Raw genomic sequence first — 16851 nt, 5'->3', positions numbered from 1 at the left:
GCGACCTGGAACACGGCGTGCCGGTGCGGCGCGCTGTCCGCGAGCGGCCCCTGGTACAGCGCGTAGCCCGTCCCCACGACGAAGTGCGGCTCCGCCCCCTCCGGCTCCCACCGCTCCATCCGCCCGATGCCGCCGGAGCACGCCGCGCCCACCCCGGGTTCCGGCCAGGGCGCGCCGTACGGCCGGCACGACCGGGGGACCACCGGCGTCAACCTCCGCCCGAGCCCGATCGGCCGGGAGTCACCGCTGCCACCGGGGCGCCGTCAACCGCGCGCGCCGGAACCGGCGCCGAGGCGGCCGAGCATCGCCATCACGATGATCCGCATCTGCTTGTCGTTCGTCACCGCACAGTGGGCGTCGACACCCCGCTCGTCCGGTTCCTCGTTCGGGTCGACCAGGCCCAGCCGGATCAGGTCGACGGCGTACTCCCGGCACTGGGCGTAGCGCTCCGTGGCACTCACCGCCTCGACGTGGTCGATGCGGCTCGGATCCCCGGCGCGCAGCAGCGCCGGGGTCGGTACGGGCCCCAGCACCTCCCCGAGCCACTCCGAGACCGTCTCCCGGGAACTGCCCCGCTCCAGCTGCGACGCGGACGCGGCGGTCAGCGCCAGGTGGACGAGGAGCAACCCGAACCATCTGGCGACCTCGGCCGGAGGAGTGTCCCCACCCTCCGGCGGCATCACGGCCCGGTACAGCCCGGCCAGATCATCGGCACTCGCGGCGGCGATCACGGCCTTCACGGCGCTGCCGAGCGCAGCCTCGTCGGTGCTCACGTCAGTGGTCCTCCCCACCATCGGCAGCCGCCAACTTACCGCCTCCGCCGGGGGATCCGCGCGACCCGGCGATCGTTCACCCCCCGGGCCGAACTGACGCTCGTGCCCGTGACGGCCCCGGTACGTCGTCATGACCTCGCCCTCCGAACGGGGGTCGGGCCGGGCGCCCACCCGCCCGGCCCGACCGCCTCGGCCAGGCGGTCAGCCTTCGACCTCCCGCCGCTCCAGCCGGGTCCCGGCCCGCAGGGTGATCGACATCAGGTCGCTGGGACCGTCGAGTTCGAGCCGGTGCCAACGGCCGCGCGGGACGATCACGGCGTTCCCGGCGGCCAGCCGCACCGACTGCTCGGCCGCACCGGGCTCGACCGGCCGGAAGAGGACCCGGGCGCCGCCGGCCAGGCAGCACACCGCCTCCTCCGCCTCCGGGTGCATCTCCCAGTGGTCGGCGTGCACGTCGGCGTCGGTCTCCACGTGGAAGGCCGCGACCTGCCAGGCGCCCTCGGCGCCGGCCCCGCCGCCGGTCATCCGCCGTTCGGTGGCCCGCAGTCCGCCGTCGGGGCGGAAGTGGAGCGCCGAGGCGAACAGGTCGACGACGGCGATCGCGGCGGTGGTCATGAGGAGGTTCCTTCCAGTTGGAGATCTTCTTGGAGTTCGGCGGCGGCGAGCGGACGCCCCTCGGTCGCGCCGGGCCGCCGTCGGGGCAGGACGGTGACGGCGACGACCGCCGCCAGCGCGAACAGCACGGCGCCGGCGGCCAGCCCGAGCGCGTACCCGGCGTCCAGGGCGGCCGGGCCGGTGGTCGCCCCGGTGGCCGACCCGGTGCGGTGGGCGGCGAGGGTGGCCAGGGCCGCCAAGCCGACGCAACCGCCGAGTTGGCGCGAGCTGTTGAGCAGGCCGGAGGCCGCCCCCGCCTCGCGGGGTGCGACACCGGTGGTCGCGGCGGCGGCGACGGGGGCCAGCACCAGCCCGGTGCCGATGCTGGTGACCAGGGACGGGCCCAGGACGTCGCCGAGGAACCCGCCGTCCGGACTGATCAGCGCGAACCAGCCCAGCCCTACGGCGGCCAGTACGGCCCCGGGCACCAGGGCCGCCCGCGGGCCGCGGTGCGCGGTGATCCGGGTCGCGAGCAGCGAACCCACCACCAGCCCCGCCGAGAACGGCAGGAACGCGGCCCCGGTGGCGGCGGCGCCCAGCCCGAGCACCTGCTGGAGGTGGAGCGAGACGAAGTAGAAGGCCGCGAACTGCCCGGCGGCGGCCAGGAACACCAGCACGTTCGCCCCGGCGACCCACCGGCTGCGCAGCAGCCCGAGCCGCAACAGCGGTGCGGGGGACCGGAGTTCGGCAGCCACGAAGCCGACCAGCAGCGCAGCGGCGGCACCCAGCGTCCCCAGGGTCGCCGGGGATCCCCACCCCTGGCTCTCGGTCCGGACGACGCCGAACACCAGCAACCCGACGCCCCCGGTGGCCAGCACCGCGCCGAGCACGTCCAGCCGTTCCCGCCGTTCGGGCCGCGCCCCGGCCCCGAGTCCCCTGGGCAGCAGCGCGAGCGCCGTCGCCACGATCGGCAGGTTGACCAGCATGACCCAGCGCCAGCCGGCGTACTCGGTGAGCACCCCGCCGGCCAGCACGCCCAGTGCGCCCCCGGCGGCGTTGGCGGCGCTCCACGCCCCGAGGGCGCGGACCCGCCGGGGGCCCTCGGGGAAGGCGGTGGTGAGCATCGCCAGTGCGGCCGGGGCGGCCGCCGCAGCGCCCGCGCCCTGCCCGGCGCGGGCGGCGACCAGCTGCCAGGGGTGCTGGGCCAGCCCGCCCGCGAGCGAGCAGAGCCCGAAGGCGGCCAGGCCCAGCACCAGCAACCGCCGCCGCCCGTACAGGTCGCAGGCGCGGCCGCCGAGCAGCAGCAGCCCGCCGAAGGTGAGCGCGTAGACGTGGACGACCCAGGAGAGGTCGAGCGGGGCGAAGCCCAGGGCGTCGCGGATCGCGGGCAGCGCGACGTTGACCACGGACATGTCGAGGGCGAACACGAACTGGGCGACGGTGACCGCCGCGAGCACCAGGCCGGGTCGGCCTCGCGAGTTTTTATACATGTAAGGAAAGTACCCTCGCAGGCTCACCGCTGTCGAGCCGCACAGGACCGGCGAGGCACGACGGGCCCCCGGACGAGGCATGATGAGGGGATGCAGCAGCCCTCCCCCACCCCCCGCAAGGCCACCGGCCGTCCTCCCCGCATTTCCCGGGAGGAGGTCGTCGAGGCGGCCCGCCGGATCGTGGCCGAGGAGGGCGTCGAGCGGCTGACCATGCGCCGTCTGGCCACCGACATCGGCAGCACCCCGATGGCGCTCTACCACCACGTGCGCAACAAGGAGGAGTTGCTCGTCCTGCTGCTCGACGACTACGCCGCCCGCACCCTCCACCCGGTCGAGCTCCCGGCCGACCCGCGCGAACGCGTCCTCACCGCGGCCGCCGCGATCCACGACGCGCTCGCCGCCTGCCCCTGGATCGTCGAAGTCCTGGCCGCCGACGACCTGTTCTCCATCCACGCCCTCTGGTTCGTCGAGCAGATCGTCGACGGACTGGTCGACTGCGGCCTGACCCCGGAACGCGCCGCCCACGGCTACCGCGCGATCTGGTACTACACCGCCGGGGAGATCGTGGTCCGCACCACCGCCGCCAGGCGCCGCACCGACGACGACCGCCCCACCTACCGGGAGCAGGTCTTCGCCGGCCTCGACCCGGCCGTCCACCCCCGGCTGGCCCAGGTCGCCGACCGCTGGGAGACCCTCACCGCCCAGGAGACCTACCGCGACGGACTGAGCGCCCTGGTCTCCGGCCTGCTCGCCGCCCGCTGAAACGCGGAACCGGCCCGCCGGGCGAAACGCCCGACGGGCCGGTCCAGGGCCGGAGTTCAGGACCAGGGGTCGGTGAACGCCCTCCCGGGGACGGGCTTGGCGATCAGCGCGATCGCCGTGAAGAAGTTCACCTGACCGATCGCCAGCATCAGCGTGGCCAGCGCCTTCTCGTCGTAGTGCGCGGCGACCTCGGCGTACAGCTCGTCCGACACCCGCTCGCCGTCCGGGTTGGGCTGCAGCACGGCGTCCGCCAGCGCGAGGGCCGCCCGCTCGGCGGCGGTCAGGAACGGCGAGTCCCACCAGCTGGCCACCGAGGTGATCCGCTCCTCCGACTCACCGGCCTTGCGCAGGAAGCCGGTGTGCAGGACGGTCAGGTAGGTGCTGCCGGCGAGCTGCCCGGCCCGCAGCTGGACCAGGCTGACGGTGCCGCGCGGGAGCGAGCGGTTGCCGACCGCCCGGAACAACGCGGCCGAGACGTCGGCGAGTTCGGGGACGAGCTGGTTCGGGTCGGTGGCCATCCGGGGGCGCAGCGGGATCTCGTCGGTGATCGAGCGGGCGCTGGGCCGGTCGGCGGTCAGGTCGGTGCTCATGGTCGTGTTCCTCTCGGGCGTTCGGTGTGCTCTCACCGACCCGACGGATCCCGGCACCCGAGTGTGACAGCGCCGGGAGAGGAATTCTCAACCCCGTTCCACCCGGCGCCCGCCGTCGTGCCCCGCCCGCATGCTCAGCACCGCACCGACCAGCAGCAGGCCGATCAACGCGAGCAGCGGAACCGTCCACGACCCGGTGCCGCCGTGCAGGACCGCGACCAGCGCGGGGCCGGCGGCGGAGACCAGGTAGCCACCGGTCTGGGCCATCGTGGACAGCCCCGCGACGTGGTCGTGGTCGGTACCCCGCCGGGTGAACAGCACCCCGGCCAGGGCCTGCCCGCCGCCCATGCCGATGCCGAGGATCGCGGCCCAGGCCGGCGCCCAGGCGGCGGGGGCGAGCAGCAGGCCGAGCAGCCCGAGCGCGGAGACCGCGGCCACGCCGAGGATGTGCGGGCGCTGGTCCCGGCGGGCCGCGGCCAGGGTGGGCGCGAGGAAGCCGCCGACGGCCAGGCCGAGGATCATCACGGCCTGGTCGGTACCGGCGGTGGTCCGGCTCACGCCCGCGCCGACCAGGATGGTGGGCAGCCAGGCCAGCGTGGCGTAGAAGACCAGGGTCTGGATGCCGAAGTAGGCGGTCAGGCTCCAGGCCAGCGCCGTCCGGCCGACCGGCCGCCGCACCCCGGGGGCCGCCCCCGCCGGGGCGCGCCGCCCGACCCGCAACTGCGGGGCCGTGCCCACCACGGCGAGCACCGCCGGGACGACGGCGAGCGCGATCGCCGCCTCCCACGACCAGGCGCCCGCGACGGGCGCGACCAGCGCGGCGACCACGGCCGAACCGGCGCCCATGGACAGCGCGTAGACGCCCATCATGGTGCCGATCCGCCGGGGCGCGAAGCGGGCCCGGACGAACACCGGGATCAGCACGTTGACCACCGCCACCGCGGCGGCCACCAACGCCGTCCCCACGTACAGCCCCGGCATCCCCAGGGTCCGCACCACCGCCCCGCCGACCAGCAGCACGCTCGCCCAGAACAGCCCGCGCTCCTCGCCGAGCCGCCGCCGGGCGAGCGCGCCCAGCGGTGCGAACAGGCCCATGCAGAGCGGGGGTATCAGCGCGAGCACGGTGACGGTGCCGGCACCCCAGCCGGCCACCGGGGCGAGCGGGCCGACCTGCCCGAAGGCGACCCTGCTGTTGAGGCTGAGCAGCACGAAGCCGAGCACCAGCAACACGCCGGAGGCGGGCGCCGCGCGCGTCGGTGTGGGTGCCGGTGTGGGTGTCGGTGTGGGTGTCGGCGTCGGTGTCGGCGTCGGTGTGGTCGCGCTGACCGTTGCGGCGGTCGGAGACGGCATGGGCGGATACCCTTCGCATCGCGGAAGTTAGGCTTGCCTAAGCGTTCTCGCTCAAGTGCGCTTGAGCGCAAGCAGCGGTACGAAAGGCAGTGCCGGCAGCGAGCCCGGGAAGGAACCGCGGATGTCCGACCTCCACTCCATCACCGAGGTCTCGGCGGCCTTCGGCCTCTCCGTCGCCGCCCTGCGCTACTACGAGGAGTGCGGCCTGGTCATCCCCACCACCCGCCGCGGCCGGGTCCGCCACTACGACCGCGCCGCCCTGGAACGCCTCGCCCTGGTCCAGCTCTGGCACGTGGACGGCATGATCCCGGTCGCCGGCACCGGCGCCGTCCTCGCCACCGAACAGGCCGCCGAACGCCGAGTCCTGCTGGAGGCCCAACGCGCCGAGATGCTGGCCCGCGCCCGCCGCCTGGAGCACGCCGCGGCCGTCCTGACCCACATGCTCAACTGCCACCGCGACCAGCCGCTCACCTGCCCCACCACCCTCGCCCACATCCACGCCCGGGTCGACGCCGCCCTCACCGGCGAACCCCTCACCGACGGCTTCCTCCCGCCCCCGTCGGATCCCACCCCGTCGGGCCCAGACCCGTCGGATCCCACCCTGTCGGACCCCACCCCGTCGGATCCCGACCCGCAGGAGGCCTGAGCCCCACCCCACCGGAGGCCCGGGCGCCCCGAGAGGTGCCGTCCCCGCCCACCGCCGATACTGGGGTCGCAGTCCCGAAGCGGCCCCGGCGGGCCGGGTACGGCCCTCCCCGCGCCGCAGAACCCGAGGAGCCCCCGTGTCCGAACCCGCGCCGACCGGCCCCGTCGGCCCAGCCGCTGCCGGCCCCGCCACCGGCCCGGTCGTCGTCGGCTTCGACGGCTCCCCCGAGAGCCTCACCGCCACCCAGTGGGCCGCCCACGAGGCGCAGCGCCGCGCCGTCCCGCTGGAGGTCCTGGAGGCCTGGCCCTGGCCCAAGCGGGACGTGGTCGGCAGCGACCAGACGTACCACCGCGCCCTGGCCCACCTCGCCGAGCGCGAGTCCGCGCTGACCGCCCTGTCGCCCGGCCTCTCCGTCGTCTCCTCCGCCGTGTCCGCCGACCCGGTCGAGGCGCTGGAGGCCGCCTCGCACCGCGCCGCCCTCCTCGTGCTCGGCTCCCGCGGGCTCGGCACCCTGCGCGGCTTCCTGGTCGGTTCGGTCAGCCAGGAGGTGCTGCGGCGCTCCGCCTGCCCGGTCGTCCTGGTCCGCGCCGACCACGACGAACCGGACGGCCCGGTCACCGTCGGCCTCGACCTGACCCACCCCGCCGAGGAGGTGCTGGAGTTCGCCTTCCGGGCCGCCGCCCTGCGCTCCGTCCCGCTGCGGGTCGTCCACGTCTGGTCCCCGCCGGCCGGCAGCGAGTACATGGCCTTCGACGCCATCGGCGGGCTGGAGCGCGAGGTCTCCGGCGTCGAACGGGACGGCCTCACCACGGCCCTGGCCCCGCTCCGGAGCCGCCACCCCGAGGTCGAGGTCACCGCCGACCTCGTCCGCGGCAAGCCCGCCGTCGAACTCGTCGACGCGGCCGCCACCGCCCGTCTCCTCGTCCTCGGCCGCCGCCTGCGCCACGCCCCCCTCCGCCACCACCACCTCGGCCCGGTCGCCCACGCCGCGATCCACCACGTCCACTGCCCGGTCGCCGTCATCCCCTACGACTGACCGCCCACAGCCCGACGCCCCGCCGGGGAATCAAGCCGGTGGATCCGGGCATACGGCCGCAGGGGTTGGACTATCCGTTGTGTGCTTCGAGTTCGGTAGCCCGCTCCTGGTGGGTGGCCGCCCACGACGCCAGGAGCGTCAGATTGTCAGCGGTCGGCGTGTCCGCCGGTGCGGTGTAGACGTTGAGGTACAAGCCGGGTTCGGCGGGCAGTTCCAGGGACTCGACGTCCAAGTCGAGTCGGCCCACGATCGGATGGCGCACACGCTTGCGACCGGACCGGTGCAGCCGCACGTCCTGGGATGCCCACCGCTGCCGGAACAGCTCGCTGGACGTCGACAGTTCGCCGACGAGGGCGATCAGCTCCTCGTCGTGCGAATTGCGGCCGGCTTCCATGCGCAGCTTCGCGGCCACGGCAGCGGCAATCTGGTCGTAGTCGACAAAGAGATCTCTTGCCGCCTCGGGGTTCAGATAGACGAACCGCGCCGTGTTCGCGGGCCGTCGTGAGTCGGCCAGCACCGGTGAATAGAGCGCGCGAGCGAGTTGATTCATGGCGAGCACGTCATAGCGGCCGTTACCGATCCAGGCCGGCGCACCGGAGATCGCGTCGAGCACCTGCTGCAGCGTCGAGCGCACCGTCACGGCAGGCCTGCGCCGGCGTGGGCCGCCGGGCGCAGGGGATCGGCGCGCGAGGTGGAACAGGTGGTCGCGCTCGGCCTCGTCGAGTTGCAAGGCGGAGGCCAACGCGTCGAGCACGCCATCGGAGGCACCGGCGAGGCTGCCCCGCTCCATTCGCGCGTAGTAGTCGACCGATACCCCCGCCAGTAGCGCTACCTCCTCGCGGCGCAGACCTTTGACCCGACGGTTGCCGCCGTAAGCGGGCAGGCCCGCCTGCGCGGGTGCTATGCGGGCGCGACGCGAGCTGAGGAACTCCCGGATCTCGGTGCGTGGATCCATCGTGGCCATCCCCTCACCCTAAGCCCGTCCCGCAGTCCGAGGGGTGCCCGATGCGGTCGTCGCTATGCCGCCGTCCACCGGGATGACGGTGCCCGTGAGGTAGGACCCGGCCCGGCCGGCGAGAAACACGGCGATACCCGCCATGTCGTCGTCACGGCCGAGCCGGCGCAGAGGGGCCGCCGCCGCGATCGTGTCACCGACGGCATCGATCGTGGACGCCGTCATCTGCGACGGGAACACCCCCGGCGCTACCGCGTTCACCGTGACGTGCTGTGGGCCCAGCTCTCGGGCAAGCACTCGGGTGAGTTGGTGGAGTGCCGCTTTACTGCTGGCGTAGGAGTAGTTGGGCGACTCGGCGACGTGAATGGCCGCGATGCTGCCGATGTTGATGATCCGCGCGGGATCATCGGCAGTGCCCGCCCTGCGAAGCGCGGGCAGCAGCGCCTGCACCAGCCAGAACGGCGACTTGAGGTTGAGGTCGATCACCGCGTCCCAGGCCTCGTCCGGGAACGTCGCCAGCGGCTCGTGCCACATCGCTCCCGCGTTGTTGACAAGGATGTCCAGGCGCTCCGAGTCGACCTGGACAAGATCGGCGAGGCGCTGACACTCGTCGTGCCTGGACAGGTCGGCGGGGATCGCTCGAACGTCGCCGAATTCGGACAGTAGATGCTGTGCCTCCGCGCACGCCTCTTCCTTGCGTGAGCTGACGACGACGCGGGCACCTGCCTGGAGAAGGCCGCGCGCCATCATCAGCCCGATTCCCCTGGTGCCGCCAGTGACAAGGGCGTACTTCCCACTCAGATCGAAAAGCTCTGCGTGAGTGGTGAATTGGTCGTCCGCCATCGGTCTCCGTCCCTTCTGTCGTGGAAGAACGCGCCAGCACGGTCGCGCATTCGAGGCAGCTGAATTGAACTGACGGGGGTAAAGCTGCGATGTGTCTCCATGTTGGCAGGCGCTGTGGATGCCTGGGAGGCCCTGGTGATACACGTACTGCGAGGGCACCCTTGCCTGGTGCACTGACCCCGGATCCACCAGCTCGATACCGGTGGATGGTTCTTCCAGAAACGAAGAAGTGCCTTGCGGCCTGCGGTGACGGGGTCCTCCAGGACCACATCAGGCGAAAAATGGCGTGCCGACCTATAGCCCCACCGCCTACGGCCTGGTGGCTCCCGCGAAGTCGGAGGCGGGCATGGCGCTCGCGGCCACATCGCGCAGCGGGACACCGGGGCTGCGCCAGAAGGTGACCGCGCGTCCGTTGGCGATCCGGACGCGGTCGTGATCCGGGAGGACGACGGCAACCTGATGCTCGTCGAACAGCCGGGCACCGTGCAGCAGCGCCCCTGCCTGGTCCGCATCCGCGTGCACCAGGGCGAACAGGTTCGAGGCGGGCAACCACCAGGCGTGGTGCGGGTGTTCACTGACCAGCTCGGCTTGGGAGGGGCTGTCGCCGGTATCCGCGCAGACCTCGGTCAGAGCGGCGTAGGCGGCCACGACGGCATGTCTGCGGGCCTCGCTGGTAATCCTGGTCAGCGTTCTGGTGCGCGGTCCGACGCTCACGGCGCAGTCCTCTGGTCCGAAGTCGATGGACGGATGGGGTTACGCCGCCGGTATCCGGTCGAGCTCCGACTGCCGACCGAGCCGCACACCGACGGCGGACCTGGGCCGGCCGACCCGTACGGGGGCGCCGGTGCACAGCACCACGACCTGCGGCTCGACCTGCCGACCGAAGACCGTTGCCGGGGAGGGCCGGAACGCCTCGGGCAGGTCGAGTTCGGCCCACACCACCTTGTGGTCCGGCCCTTCGTCGACACCGAACCGGTCGACCACCCCAGCCACGAGCAGCAGACCCCGACCGCTGGTGGCGCCCTCCCCCGCCTTCCGGGGTTCGGGCCTGCCGGACCCGGGGTCGGTGACGGACATCCGCAGCACCCCGGTCGGGGTGAGGCACAGCGCAGCAGTCAGCTCTTCGTCCGGCCGGCCGCCGTCGCAGCCGTGCACAACGGCGTTGGCCGCGATCTCGGACATCACCAGCTGGATGTCCTCCACCCGCGGATCGTCCAGGCGCAGGCCGAGCGCCGGCAACTGCCCCTTCGCCCACCGGCGAACGGCGCCGACCCGCGCCAGTTCGGCGGGGAACCTCATCGTGACGGTACGTGGTCTCGGCTCCATGGGGCGCCTCACTCGGGTCGAATACCAGGACGTGCCGTGTGGCCGCCCTCAGGACGGCCGGACGCGTCGTGCGGCCTGAAACCGCCTTGCAGAAACAGGAAACCGTCCATGGTCGCTAGGAGTAAGGTGTTGGCGACCGTCCGCTGTTTAACGTGTTGAGCGGCACCGCCAGGGAGACCCCTATGGGGCGCACTCGTCAGCCCAATGAGCGGTTGGGCCAGCTCATCCGTGAATCCGGTCGACCCAACGAAGCCCTCGCCCGGGCCTTGTGCGCGGTCGCGGCCACCCACGGCGACCCGGCGCGGCCGAGTCGATCATCCGTCACCCAGTGGGTCCGCTACGGCTGGGCCCCCTCCGGTAACCTCCCGCAGTACCTCGCGGAAGTCCTCACCAGGTGGCTCGACCGGGACATCACCCTGGCCGCGATGGGACTCGGCGAGGAGGAACCGGATCTTCGGGACTGGGACTTGGATACGCTGAGAGCCCTGGCGGCTCTTGGACGGATCGACGTTGACGTGGAACGCAGACAGCTCCTCCGCAGCCTTACGTACTCGCTCGGGGCGTTGAGCATCCCGCCCAGCAGTTGGTGGGAGCACAAAGCCCGTGCCGACAGCCGCAACAGCACCCGGCACCGCGCCGGTCGGGCTGATGTGGAGGCCGTGCGCGAGATGAGCGGGCTGTTCTCCCAGCTCGACCAGCGCCGCGGCGGCGGGCACGGCCGCACAGCGGTCGCCCAATACCTCCTCACGGACGTCCACGACTTCCTCCGCGGCACCTTCGCCTCCGACCAGGTGCGACGCGACATGTTCTCCGCGGCCTCCGAACTCGCCTACCTGGCCGGGTGGACGGCCTTTGACAACGGCGAACACCCCACCGCCCAGCACTACTACACCGTCGCCGTGAAACTGGCGGCCGAAGCCGACGATCCCGCCATGGCCGCCCACGTCCTGCGTGCCATGGCCCACCAGGCGGTCGACCTCGGCAAGCCGGGCCACGCCGTAAGGGTCTCGGAGGCCTCCATGTCCGGCGCCCGGTACGCTCTGGCGAGCCCGCGCGAGCGCTCCCTCCTCGGCGTCGTCCACGCCCGCGCACTCGCCGCAGCCGGACGCGCCCCCGAAGCGAACGCCGCGCTGCTCCGGGCCGAACGCGACCTGTCCGCAGCCTCCCCCGGCGACGACGAACCGGCCCGGGTCTTCTTCTTCGGCGAGGCCTCCCTGGCACATGAGACGGCGTCGGCCCTGCGGGACATCGGCGACCTGGACGGCGCGGCCCGGGAGTTCGAGCGCAGCGTCGCGACGCGTCAGGCCTCCGCGTTCACCCGCACCCACGCCGTCACCCTCGGCCACCTCGGGCTCGTGAAGGCCGAACAGCACTCCGTCGAGGAGGCCTGCGCGATCTGGGCGCGATCGCTGGACGCGATGCAGAGCGTGCGCTCAGCCCGCACCCGTGACGTCGCCCTGCAGATCCGCGGAGCGCTGTCCACCTATCGTGGCCGCAAGGTCCCGGTCATCAACGCCGTCGACCGGCGCGCCGCCGAGTACCTGGCGGCCACCGCCTGACCCGCCGACCTGGCGCGGTCTGTTCACAGGAGGGGAAGCACAGTGACCGAAGTCTTCACCGTGGAGGCACTCGGGTACGTGGTGGGGGGTCGCACCGAGCCCACCGACGACTACTGGGGAGGCACACGCGCCATCATCCGTCTCGACGGCGACCGCTTCCCACCGGAGGCCACCAAGGGGCTGGAGGCGTTCTCCCACCTCGACGTGATCTTCCGGTTCCACCTGACCGACCCGACCGACCTGAACTTCGGCGCCCGCCGCCCGCGCGACAACCCGCAGTGGCCCGAGGTCGGCGTCTTCGGCCACCGGAACATGCGGCGCGTCAACTGGCTCGGCTCCTCCCGCTGCCGCCTCCTCAAGGTCGACGGCCTGGACCTGCACGTCGAGGATCTGGACGCCGTGGACGGCACCCCGGTCCTCGAGGTGAAGCCCTGGTTCGAGGAGTTCGGCCCCCGTGGCGACACCCACCAGCCCGCGTGGACCACCGAGATGCTCCACGACTACTTCGCCCCGGGCCCCACCACTCCCTGATCGCAACCCTGCGGTGCTTGCCCCCTCGTCAGCGGCGCTTACGCGAGGGGGCAAAGGGTCGGGCACACCGCCCCCGTGAAGCTCGACTTCACCGTCGGTGCGAACGGTGGGTTTCCCGACGACGGGACACAGCGAGTTAGTGGTCGTTGTGACATTGACCGTTCAGCAGCGTGAGCGGAGAGGCAGAAGCACTCACCGGTGCACCGGGGGGAATGGGGGCAAAAGCAACAGCACCGGCAGGCCCTCTGCTCACGATCGTGACACATCGCCAGGCCGGAGACTCCGGATGCCGTGCGAAGGGGCGGTAGGAGAAGGAGTCGGCTCTCCATCACTTTCCTTGATTCGCCGGTCAGCTGTGCCTCGGCACCCGGCGAGCCGAGCGTTCAGCGTCGGATCTGGCAGGATCGCCGAGTGACAGATGTCCGCTTGCCCGCATTCCGGGGCGCCGGATCGATCTGGACGCACCGCATTTCACCGATTGAGTCGCCGTGGCATTCGCAGTGGTGAACGACCGGGTGAAGTCCCCCGCGCTCCACGAGTCCGACCGGGGACTCCTCAGCGGCCCACTGAGCGGACTGAGCGCCGCCATCAGCACCGAGAAGGACAAAGAGCATGCCTGACCAGCCGCTCGCTGCGGGTTGGACTGAACTCGGGGCAGAGGGCCGCTCATTCCCGCAAGCGCTCCGCCCCGCTGGACGAGGTCCGGCAGGGCGGAGCGCCGGCCGGGACGCGGGTCCTGCGGACCCGGACCGCCGGCGACCGCTCCGGCTACCGCCGGCGGGCGGTGATCAGGCGCTGCAGGACGATGAAGACGAACAGCAGCCCGCCGATCACGATCCTGGTCCACCACGAGCTGAGGGTGCCCTGGAAGCTGATGACGGTCTGGATCAGGCCCAGCACCAACACGCCCAGCACGGTGCCCAGCAGGTAGCCCGAGCCGCCGGTGAGCAGGGTGCCGCCGATCACCACGGCGGCGATCGCGTCCAGCTCCAGGCCGACCGCGTGCAGGCCGTAGCCGGAGAGCATGTAGAAGGTGAGCAGCACGCCGCCGAGCGCCGAGCAGAAGCCGCTGATCGCGTACACGGTGGTCTTGGTCCGCGCCACCGGCAGGCCCATCAGCAGGGCGGACTGCTCGCTGCCGCCGAGCGCGTACACGTTCCGGCCGAGCCGGGTGTAGTGCAGGACGACGAATCCGGCCGCCACCACCAGCAGCGCGATGACCACGCTCGGCGAGATGAACAGGTCGCCGAGCGGGATCCGGGTCTGCGCCATCGCGGTGTACGACGGGTCGGTGATGGAGATCGACTCGATGCTGATCGTGTAGCACAGGCCCCGGGCGAGGAACATGCCCGCCAGTGTCACGATGAACGGCTGGATCTCGAAGGTGTGGATCACCCACCCCATCACCCAGCCTCCGGCCGTGCCCATCACCAGCACCAGCGGGATGACCAGCAGCGGCGGCCAGCCCTGCCGCTCCACCAGCCAGGCGGAGACCATGGTGGACAGGGCCACCACCGCGCCGACCGACAGGTCGATGCCGCCGGTCAGCACGACGAAGGTCATCCCGACCGCGACCACGAGCAGGAAGGCGTTGTCGATCAGCAGGTTGAGCAGCACCTGCCCGGAGAAGAATCCGTCGTACTGGACCGACCCGGCGGTGAACATCGACACCAGCAGGACGGAGGTGACCAGCAGCGGGATCTGGCCTCGCACTCTGGTCAGCAGGGCGTTGGCGTTCACGCGCCGACCTCCCGGTTGGTGGTGGTGGTGGCAGGGCGCGGCCGGCCGGTGCTCCGGCGCCCGGCGCCGCGTCGGGCGACCTTGGCACGGAAGTTCGGCGACTGGATCAGGCAGACCGTGATCACGACGAACGCCTTGAAGACCAGCGTGGTCTCCGGCGGGATGCCGATGGTGTAGACCGTGGTGGAGAGGGTCTGGATGATCAGCGCGCCGAGGACCGTGCCGCCGATCGAGAAGCGGCCCCCGTTGAGCGACGTCCCGCCGATCACCACCGCGAGGATGGCATCGAGCTCGATCCACAGACCGGCGTTGTTGCCGTCCGCCGCCGACACGTTGGAGGAGACCATCAGTCCGGCGACGGCCGCGCAGAGGGCGCTGAACACGTACACCAGGCCGACCAGGCGCATCGCCCGGATCCCGACCAGCCGGCTGGCCACCGGGTTGCCACCGACCGACTCCAGCAGCAGGCCGAGGGCGGTGGAGCGGGTGAGCAGCGCGGTGAGCAGCGCGACCAGCCCGCTGAGCAGGATCGCGAACGGCATCGCCAGCCAGTAGCCGCCGCCGATGAGCTGGTACGGCGCGCTGGTGATCGTGATGATCTGACCGTCGGTGATCAGCTGGGCGACGCCGCGGCCGGCGACCATCAGGATCAGGGTGGCGATGATCGGCTGTACCCCGATCCGGGCCACCAGCACCCCGTTCGCGACACCCAGCAGCACCGCCGTACCGAGCGCGATGCCGATCGCGCCGAGCACCGTGCCGAGGCTTGCCGGGTCGGCGGCCTCGCTGATGTGCTGACAGGCCAGCGCTCCGGCGATGGCGACGGTGGAGCCGACCGAGAGGTCGATGCCGCCGGTGGCGATCACCAGGGTCATGCCGAGCGACACCAGGATCAGCGGAGCGCCGAAGTGCAGGATGTCGACCGTGCTGCCGTACAGGTGGCCGTCCTTGAGGTGGACGGCGAAGAAGTCCGGGGTGAAGGCGAGGTTGGCGAGCAGGAGCACGGCCAGCACCACGGCCGGCCAGAACAGCCGGTACCGGGCCACCGCCCTGCCCTTCCCGGTGGTCGAGGCCGTGGTCATCGTTCCGCTCCACTCGCGATGGTGGCCAGGACGCGCTCCGGGGTGAGGGCGTCGTCGTTGCGCAGTTGGGCGACCATCCGGCGGTCGCGCAGTACCCCGACGCGGTGGCTGAGCCGCAGCACCTCCTCCAGCTCGGCGGAGATGAACAGCACCGCCATGCCCTCCTCGGCGAGGTTCGCGACCAGCTTCTGGATCTCGGCCTTGGCGCCGATGTCGATGCCGCGGGTGGGCTCGTCCAGGATCAGCAGCTTGGGGTCGGTGATCAGCCAGCGGGCCAGCAGTACCTTCTGCTGGTTCCCGCCGCTGAGGTTGCGGACCAGCGCCTCCGGATCGCCCGGGCGGATGTCCAGGGCGCGGATCCAGCGCAGCGCCAGCTCGTCCTGCACGGTGCGCGACAGCGGACGGGCCCAGCCGCGGGCCGCCTGCATCGCCAGCACGATGTTCTCCCGGACGGTCAGCTCGCCGACCAGGCCCTCGGTCTTGCGGTTCTCCGAGCAGAACGCGATGCCGTGCGCGATCGCGTCGCGCGGGCTGCGCAGGTCGGTCTCGGTGCCGTCGATCCGCACGGTGCCGCCGTCCTTGTGGTCGGCGCCGAACAGCAGCCTGGCGGCCTCGGTCCGGCCGGATCCCAACAGGCCCGCCAGGCCGATCACTTCACCGGGACTGATGGCGAGGTCGTACGGGGCGACGGCGCCCTGCCGGGCGAGGCCCTCGGCCTCCAGGAAAGGGCGGCCGGTGGCCGGTGCGGAGCGCTCGCGCCCGTGGCCGCCGGCGAGGCGGTCGAGCCCGACGAGCTCCGCCCCGATCATCCGCGAGACCAGGTCGACCTGGTTGAGCTCGCTGGTCAGGTACTCGCCCTCGAGCCGTCCGTTGCGCAGCACCGTCATCCGGTCGCAGATCTCGTAGATCTGGTCAAGGAAGTGCGAGACGAACAGGATGGCGACGCCCTGGTCGCGCAACCGCCGCAGCACGGTGAAGAGTTGGCCGACCTCTTCACGGTCCAGGCTGGAGGTCGGCTCGTCCAGGATCAGCACCTTGGCCGAGACGTCCACCGCGCGGACGATGGCGACCAGTTGCTGGACGGCGATGGAGTAGCTGTCCAGCGGCGCACTGACGTCGACGTCCAGTTCCATCGTCCGGACCAGTTGGGCGGCCCTGCGACGCATCCCGGCCCAGTCGATCAGGCCGAAGCGCCGCGGTTCGCGACCGATGAAGATGTTCTCCGCCACCGACAGGTTCGGGCAGAGGTTCACCTCCTGGTAGACGGTGCTGATGCCCACCTCCTGGGCCTGCAGCGGACCGGCGATCCGAACCCGCTCTCCGGCCAGCACCACCTCGCCGCCGTCCGCCGGGTGCACCCCGGTGAGCACCTTGATCAGGGTGGACTTGCCGGCGCCGTTCTCCCCCATCAGGGCGTGCACCTCGCCTGGGAAGAGCCGGAAGTCGACCCCGTCCAGCGCCACCACCCCGGGGAACTCCTTGCGGATCCCCCGCACTTCCAGGACCGGTTGCTGACGCACCCCGGTTCTCCTCTCCTCGTGCGACCCTGTCCGCCCGGGAAGTGATCCGCCGAT

18 protein-coding genes are annotated in these 16851 nt (G+C 72.1%); 6 read left to right on the top strand and 12 right to left on the bottom strand.

Translation table 11 applies throughout. The features are described 5' to 3' along the window. Window positions 1–263: 263 nt before the first annotated feature. From ACZ58X_RS26260 to ACZ58X_RS26250, 3 genes are all read right to left on the bottom strand, one after another. Window positions 264–773 (bottom strand): hypothetical protein, encoded by a 510-nt coding sequence (locus ACZ58X_RS26260; RefSeq protein WP_470336050.1) that lies wholly within the window; start codon window positions 771–773, stop codon window positions 264–266. Window positions 774–974: 201 nt separating this feature from the next. Next, window positions 975–1388: a cupin domain-containing protein gene (locus tag ACZ58X_RS26255; protein WP_470336049.1), complete on the bottom strand. Its 414-nt coding sequence runs from the start codon at window positions 1386–1388 to the stop codon at window positions 975–977. After that, on the bottom strand, window positions 1385–2857 hold the full coding sequence (locus tag ACZ58X_RS26250) for an MFS transporter (protein WP_470336048.1): 1473 nt from the start codon (window positions 2855–2857) through the stop codon (window positions 1385–1387). Before ACZ58X_RS26250 ends, ACZ58X_RS26255 begins: the two co-directional genes overlap by 4 nt. Before the next feature lie 90 nt (window positions 2858–2947). Here ACZ58X_RS26250 and ACZ58X_RS26245 point away from each other — a divergent pair, with 90 nt between their 5' ends. After that, entirely contained in the window at window positions 2948–3619 is a 672-nt protein-coding gene (locus ACZ58X_RS26245; protein ID WP_470336047.1) for a TetR/AcrR family transcriptional regulator, read from the top strand. Window positions 3620–3675: 56 nt separating this feature from the next. Here ACZ58X_RS26245 and ACZ58X_RS26240 read toward each other — a convergent pair whose 3' ends face one another. Further along, window positions 3676–4137 (bottom strand): carboxymuconolactone decarboxylase family protein, encoded by a 462-nt coding sequence (locus ACZ58X_RS26240; RefSeq protein WP_470336105.1) that lies wholly within the window; start codon window positions 4135–4137, stop codon window positions 3676–3678. A gap of 159 nt (window positions 4138–4296) precedes the next feature. Then, the gene (locus tag ACZ58X_RS26235; RefSeq protein WP_470336046.1) at window positions 4297–5559 is read right to left on the bottom strand and encodes an MFS transporter; all 1263 of its coding nucleotides are present in this window, start codon (window positions 5557–5559) and stop codon (window positions 4297–4299) included. A gap of 121 nt (window positions 5560–5680) precedes the next feature. Between ACZ58X_RS26235 and ACZ58X_RS26230 the strand changes: the two genes are divergently transcribed. Next, complete coding sequence (locus tag ACZ58X_RS26230; RefSeq protein ID WP_470336045.1) at window positions 5681–6205, top strand: helix-turn-helix domain-containing protein; 525 nt, start codon at window positions 5681–5683, stop codon at window positions 6203–6205. Window positions 6206–6341: 136 nt separating this feature from the next. Continuing rightward, on the top strand, window positions 6342–7241 hold the full coding sequence (locus ACZ58X_RS26225) for a universal stress protein (RefSeq protein WP_470336044.1): 900 nt from the start codon (window positions 6342–6344) through the stop codon (window positions 7239–7241). Window positions 7242–7311: 70 nt separating this feature from the next. Here ACZ58X_RS26225 and ACZ58X_RS26220 read toward each other — a convergent pair whose 3' ends face one another. The 4 genes from ACZ58X_RS26220 to ACZ58X_RS26205 form a co-directional block, all read right to left on the bottom strand. Beyond that, a complete protein-coding gene (locus ACZ58X_RS26220; RefSeq protein WP_470336104.1) occupies window positions 7312–8196 on the bottom strand; it encodes a helix-turn-helix transcriptional regulator in 885 nt (294 codons plus the stop codon). 18 nt (window positions 8197–8214) lie between these two features. Then, a complete protein-coding gene (locus ACZ58X_RS26215; protein WP_470336043.1) occupies window positions 8215–9039 on the bottom strand; it encodes an SDR family oxidoreductase in 825 nt (274 codons plus the stop codon). Between the two features lie 309 nt (window positions 9040–9348). Further along, window positions 9349–9753, bottom strand: a complete 405-nt coding sequence (locus tag ACZ58X_RS26210; protein WP_470336042.1) for a hypothetical protein — start codon at window positions 9751–9753, stop codon at window positions 9349–9351. 39 nt (window positions 9754–9792) lie between these two features. Next, complete coding sequence (locus ACZ58X_RS26205) at window positions 9793–10338, bottom strand: ATP-binding protein (protein WP_470336041.1); 546 nt, start codon at window positions 10336–10338, stop codon at window positions 9793–9795. A gap of 209 nt (window positions 10339–10547) precedes the next feature. On the opposite strand from ACZ58X_RS26205, the gene ACZ58X_RS26200 reads away from it, so the two are divergent. The 3 genes from ACZ58X_RS26200 to ACZ58X_RS26190 all read left to right on the top strand — a co-directional run bounded on the left by ACZ58X_RS26200 (window position 10548) and on the right by ACZ58X_RS26190 (window position 13075). Continuing rightward, the gene (locus ACZ58X_RS26200) at window positions 10548–11924 is read left to right on the top strand and encodes a Tat pathway signal protein (RefSeq protein WP_470336040.1); all 1377 of its coding nucleotides are present in this window, start codon (window positions 10548–10550) and stop codon (window positions 11922–11924) included. Between the two features lie 42 nt (window positions 11925–11966). Continuing rightward, window positions 11967–12455, top strand: a complete 489-nt coding sequence (locus tag ACZ58X_RS26195; protein WP_470336039.1) for an SAM-dependent methyltransferase — start codon at window positions 11967–11969, stop codon at window positions 12453–12455. Between the two features lie 488 nt (window positions 12456–12943). Next, window positions 12944–13075, top strand: coding sequence for a hypothetical protein (locus ACZ58X_RS26190; RefSeq protein WP_470336038.1), 132 nt, complete (start codon window positions 12944–12946; stop codon window positions 13073–13075). Window positions 13076–13223: 148 nt separating this feature from the next. Here ACZ58X_RS26190 and yjfF read toward each other — a convergent pair whose 3' ends face one another. The 3 genes from yjfF to ACZ58X_RS26175 are packed head-to-tail and all read right to left on the bottom strand — an operon-like array spanning window position 13224 to window position 16797. Continuing rightward, window positions 13224–14195 (bottom strand): galactofuranose ABC transporter, permease protein YjfF, encoded by a 972-nt coding sequence (yjfF, locus tag ACZ58X_RS26185; protein ID WP_470336037.1) that lies wholly within the window; start codon window positions 14193–14195, stop codon window positions 13224–13226. Continuing rightward, window positions 14192–15277, bottom strand: coding sequence for an ABC transporter permease (locus ACZ58X_RS26180; RefSeq protein ID WP_470336036.1), 1086 nt, complete (start codon window positions 15275–15277; stop codon window positions 14192–14194). The genes yjfF and ACZ58X_RS26180 overlap by 4 nt, the downstream gene beginning before the upstream one ends. Continuing rightward, window positions 15274–16797, bottom strand: coding sequence for a sugar ABC transporter ATP-binding protein (locus tag ACZ58X_RS26175; protein WP_470336035.1), 1524 nt, complete (start codon window positions 16795–16797; stop codon window positions 15274–15276). Before ACZ58X_RS26175 ends, ACZ58X_RS26180 begins: the two co-directional genes overlap by 4 nt. Window positions 16798–16851: the final 54 nt, after the last annotated feature.

Source organism: Kitasatospora sp. NPDC040550 (genome assembly GCF_055594965.1).
The sequence above is the reverse complement of the archived record's forward strand: the minus strand, read 5'-3'. Positions and strand labels throughout refer to the sequence as shown.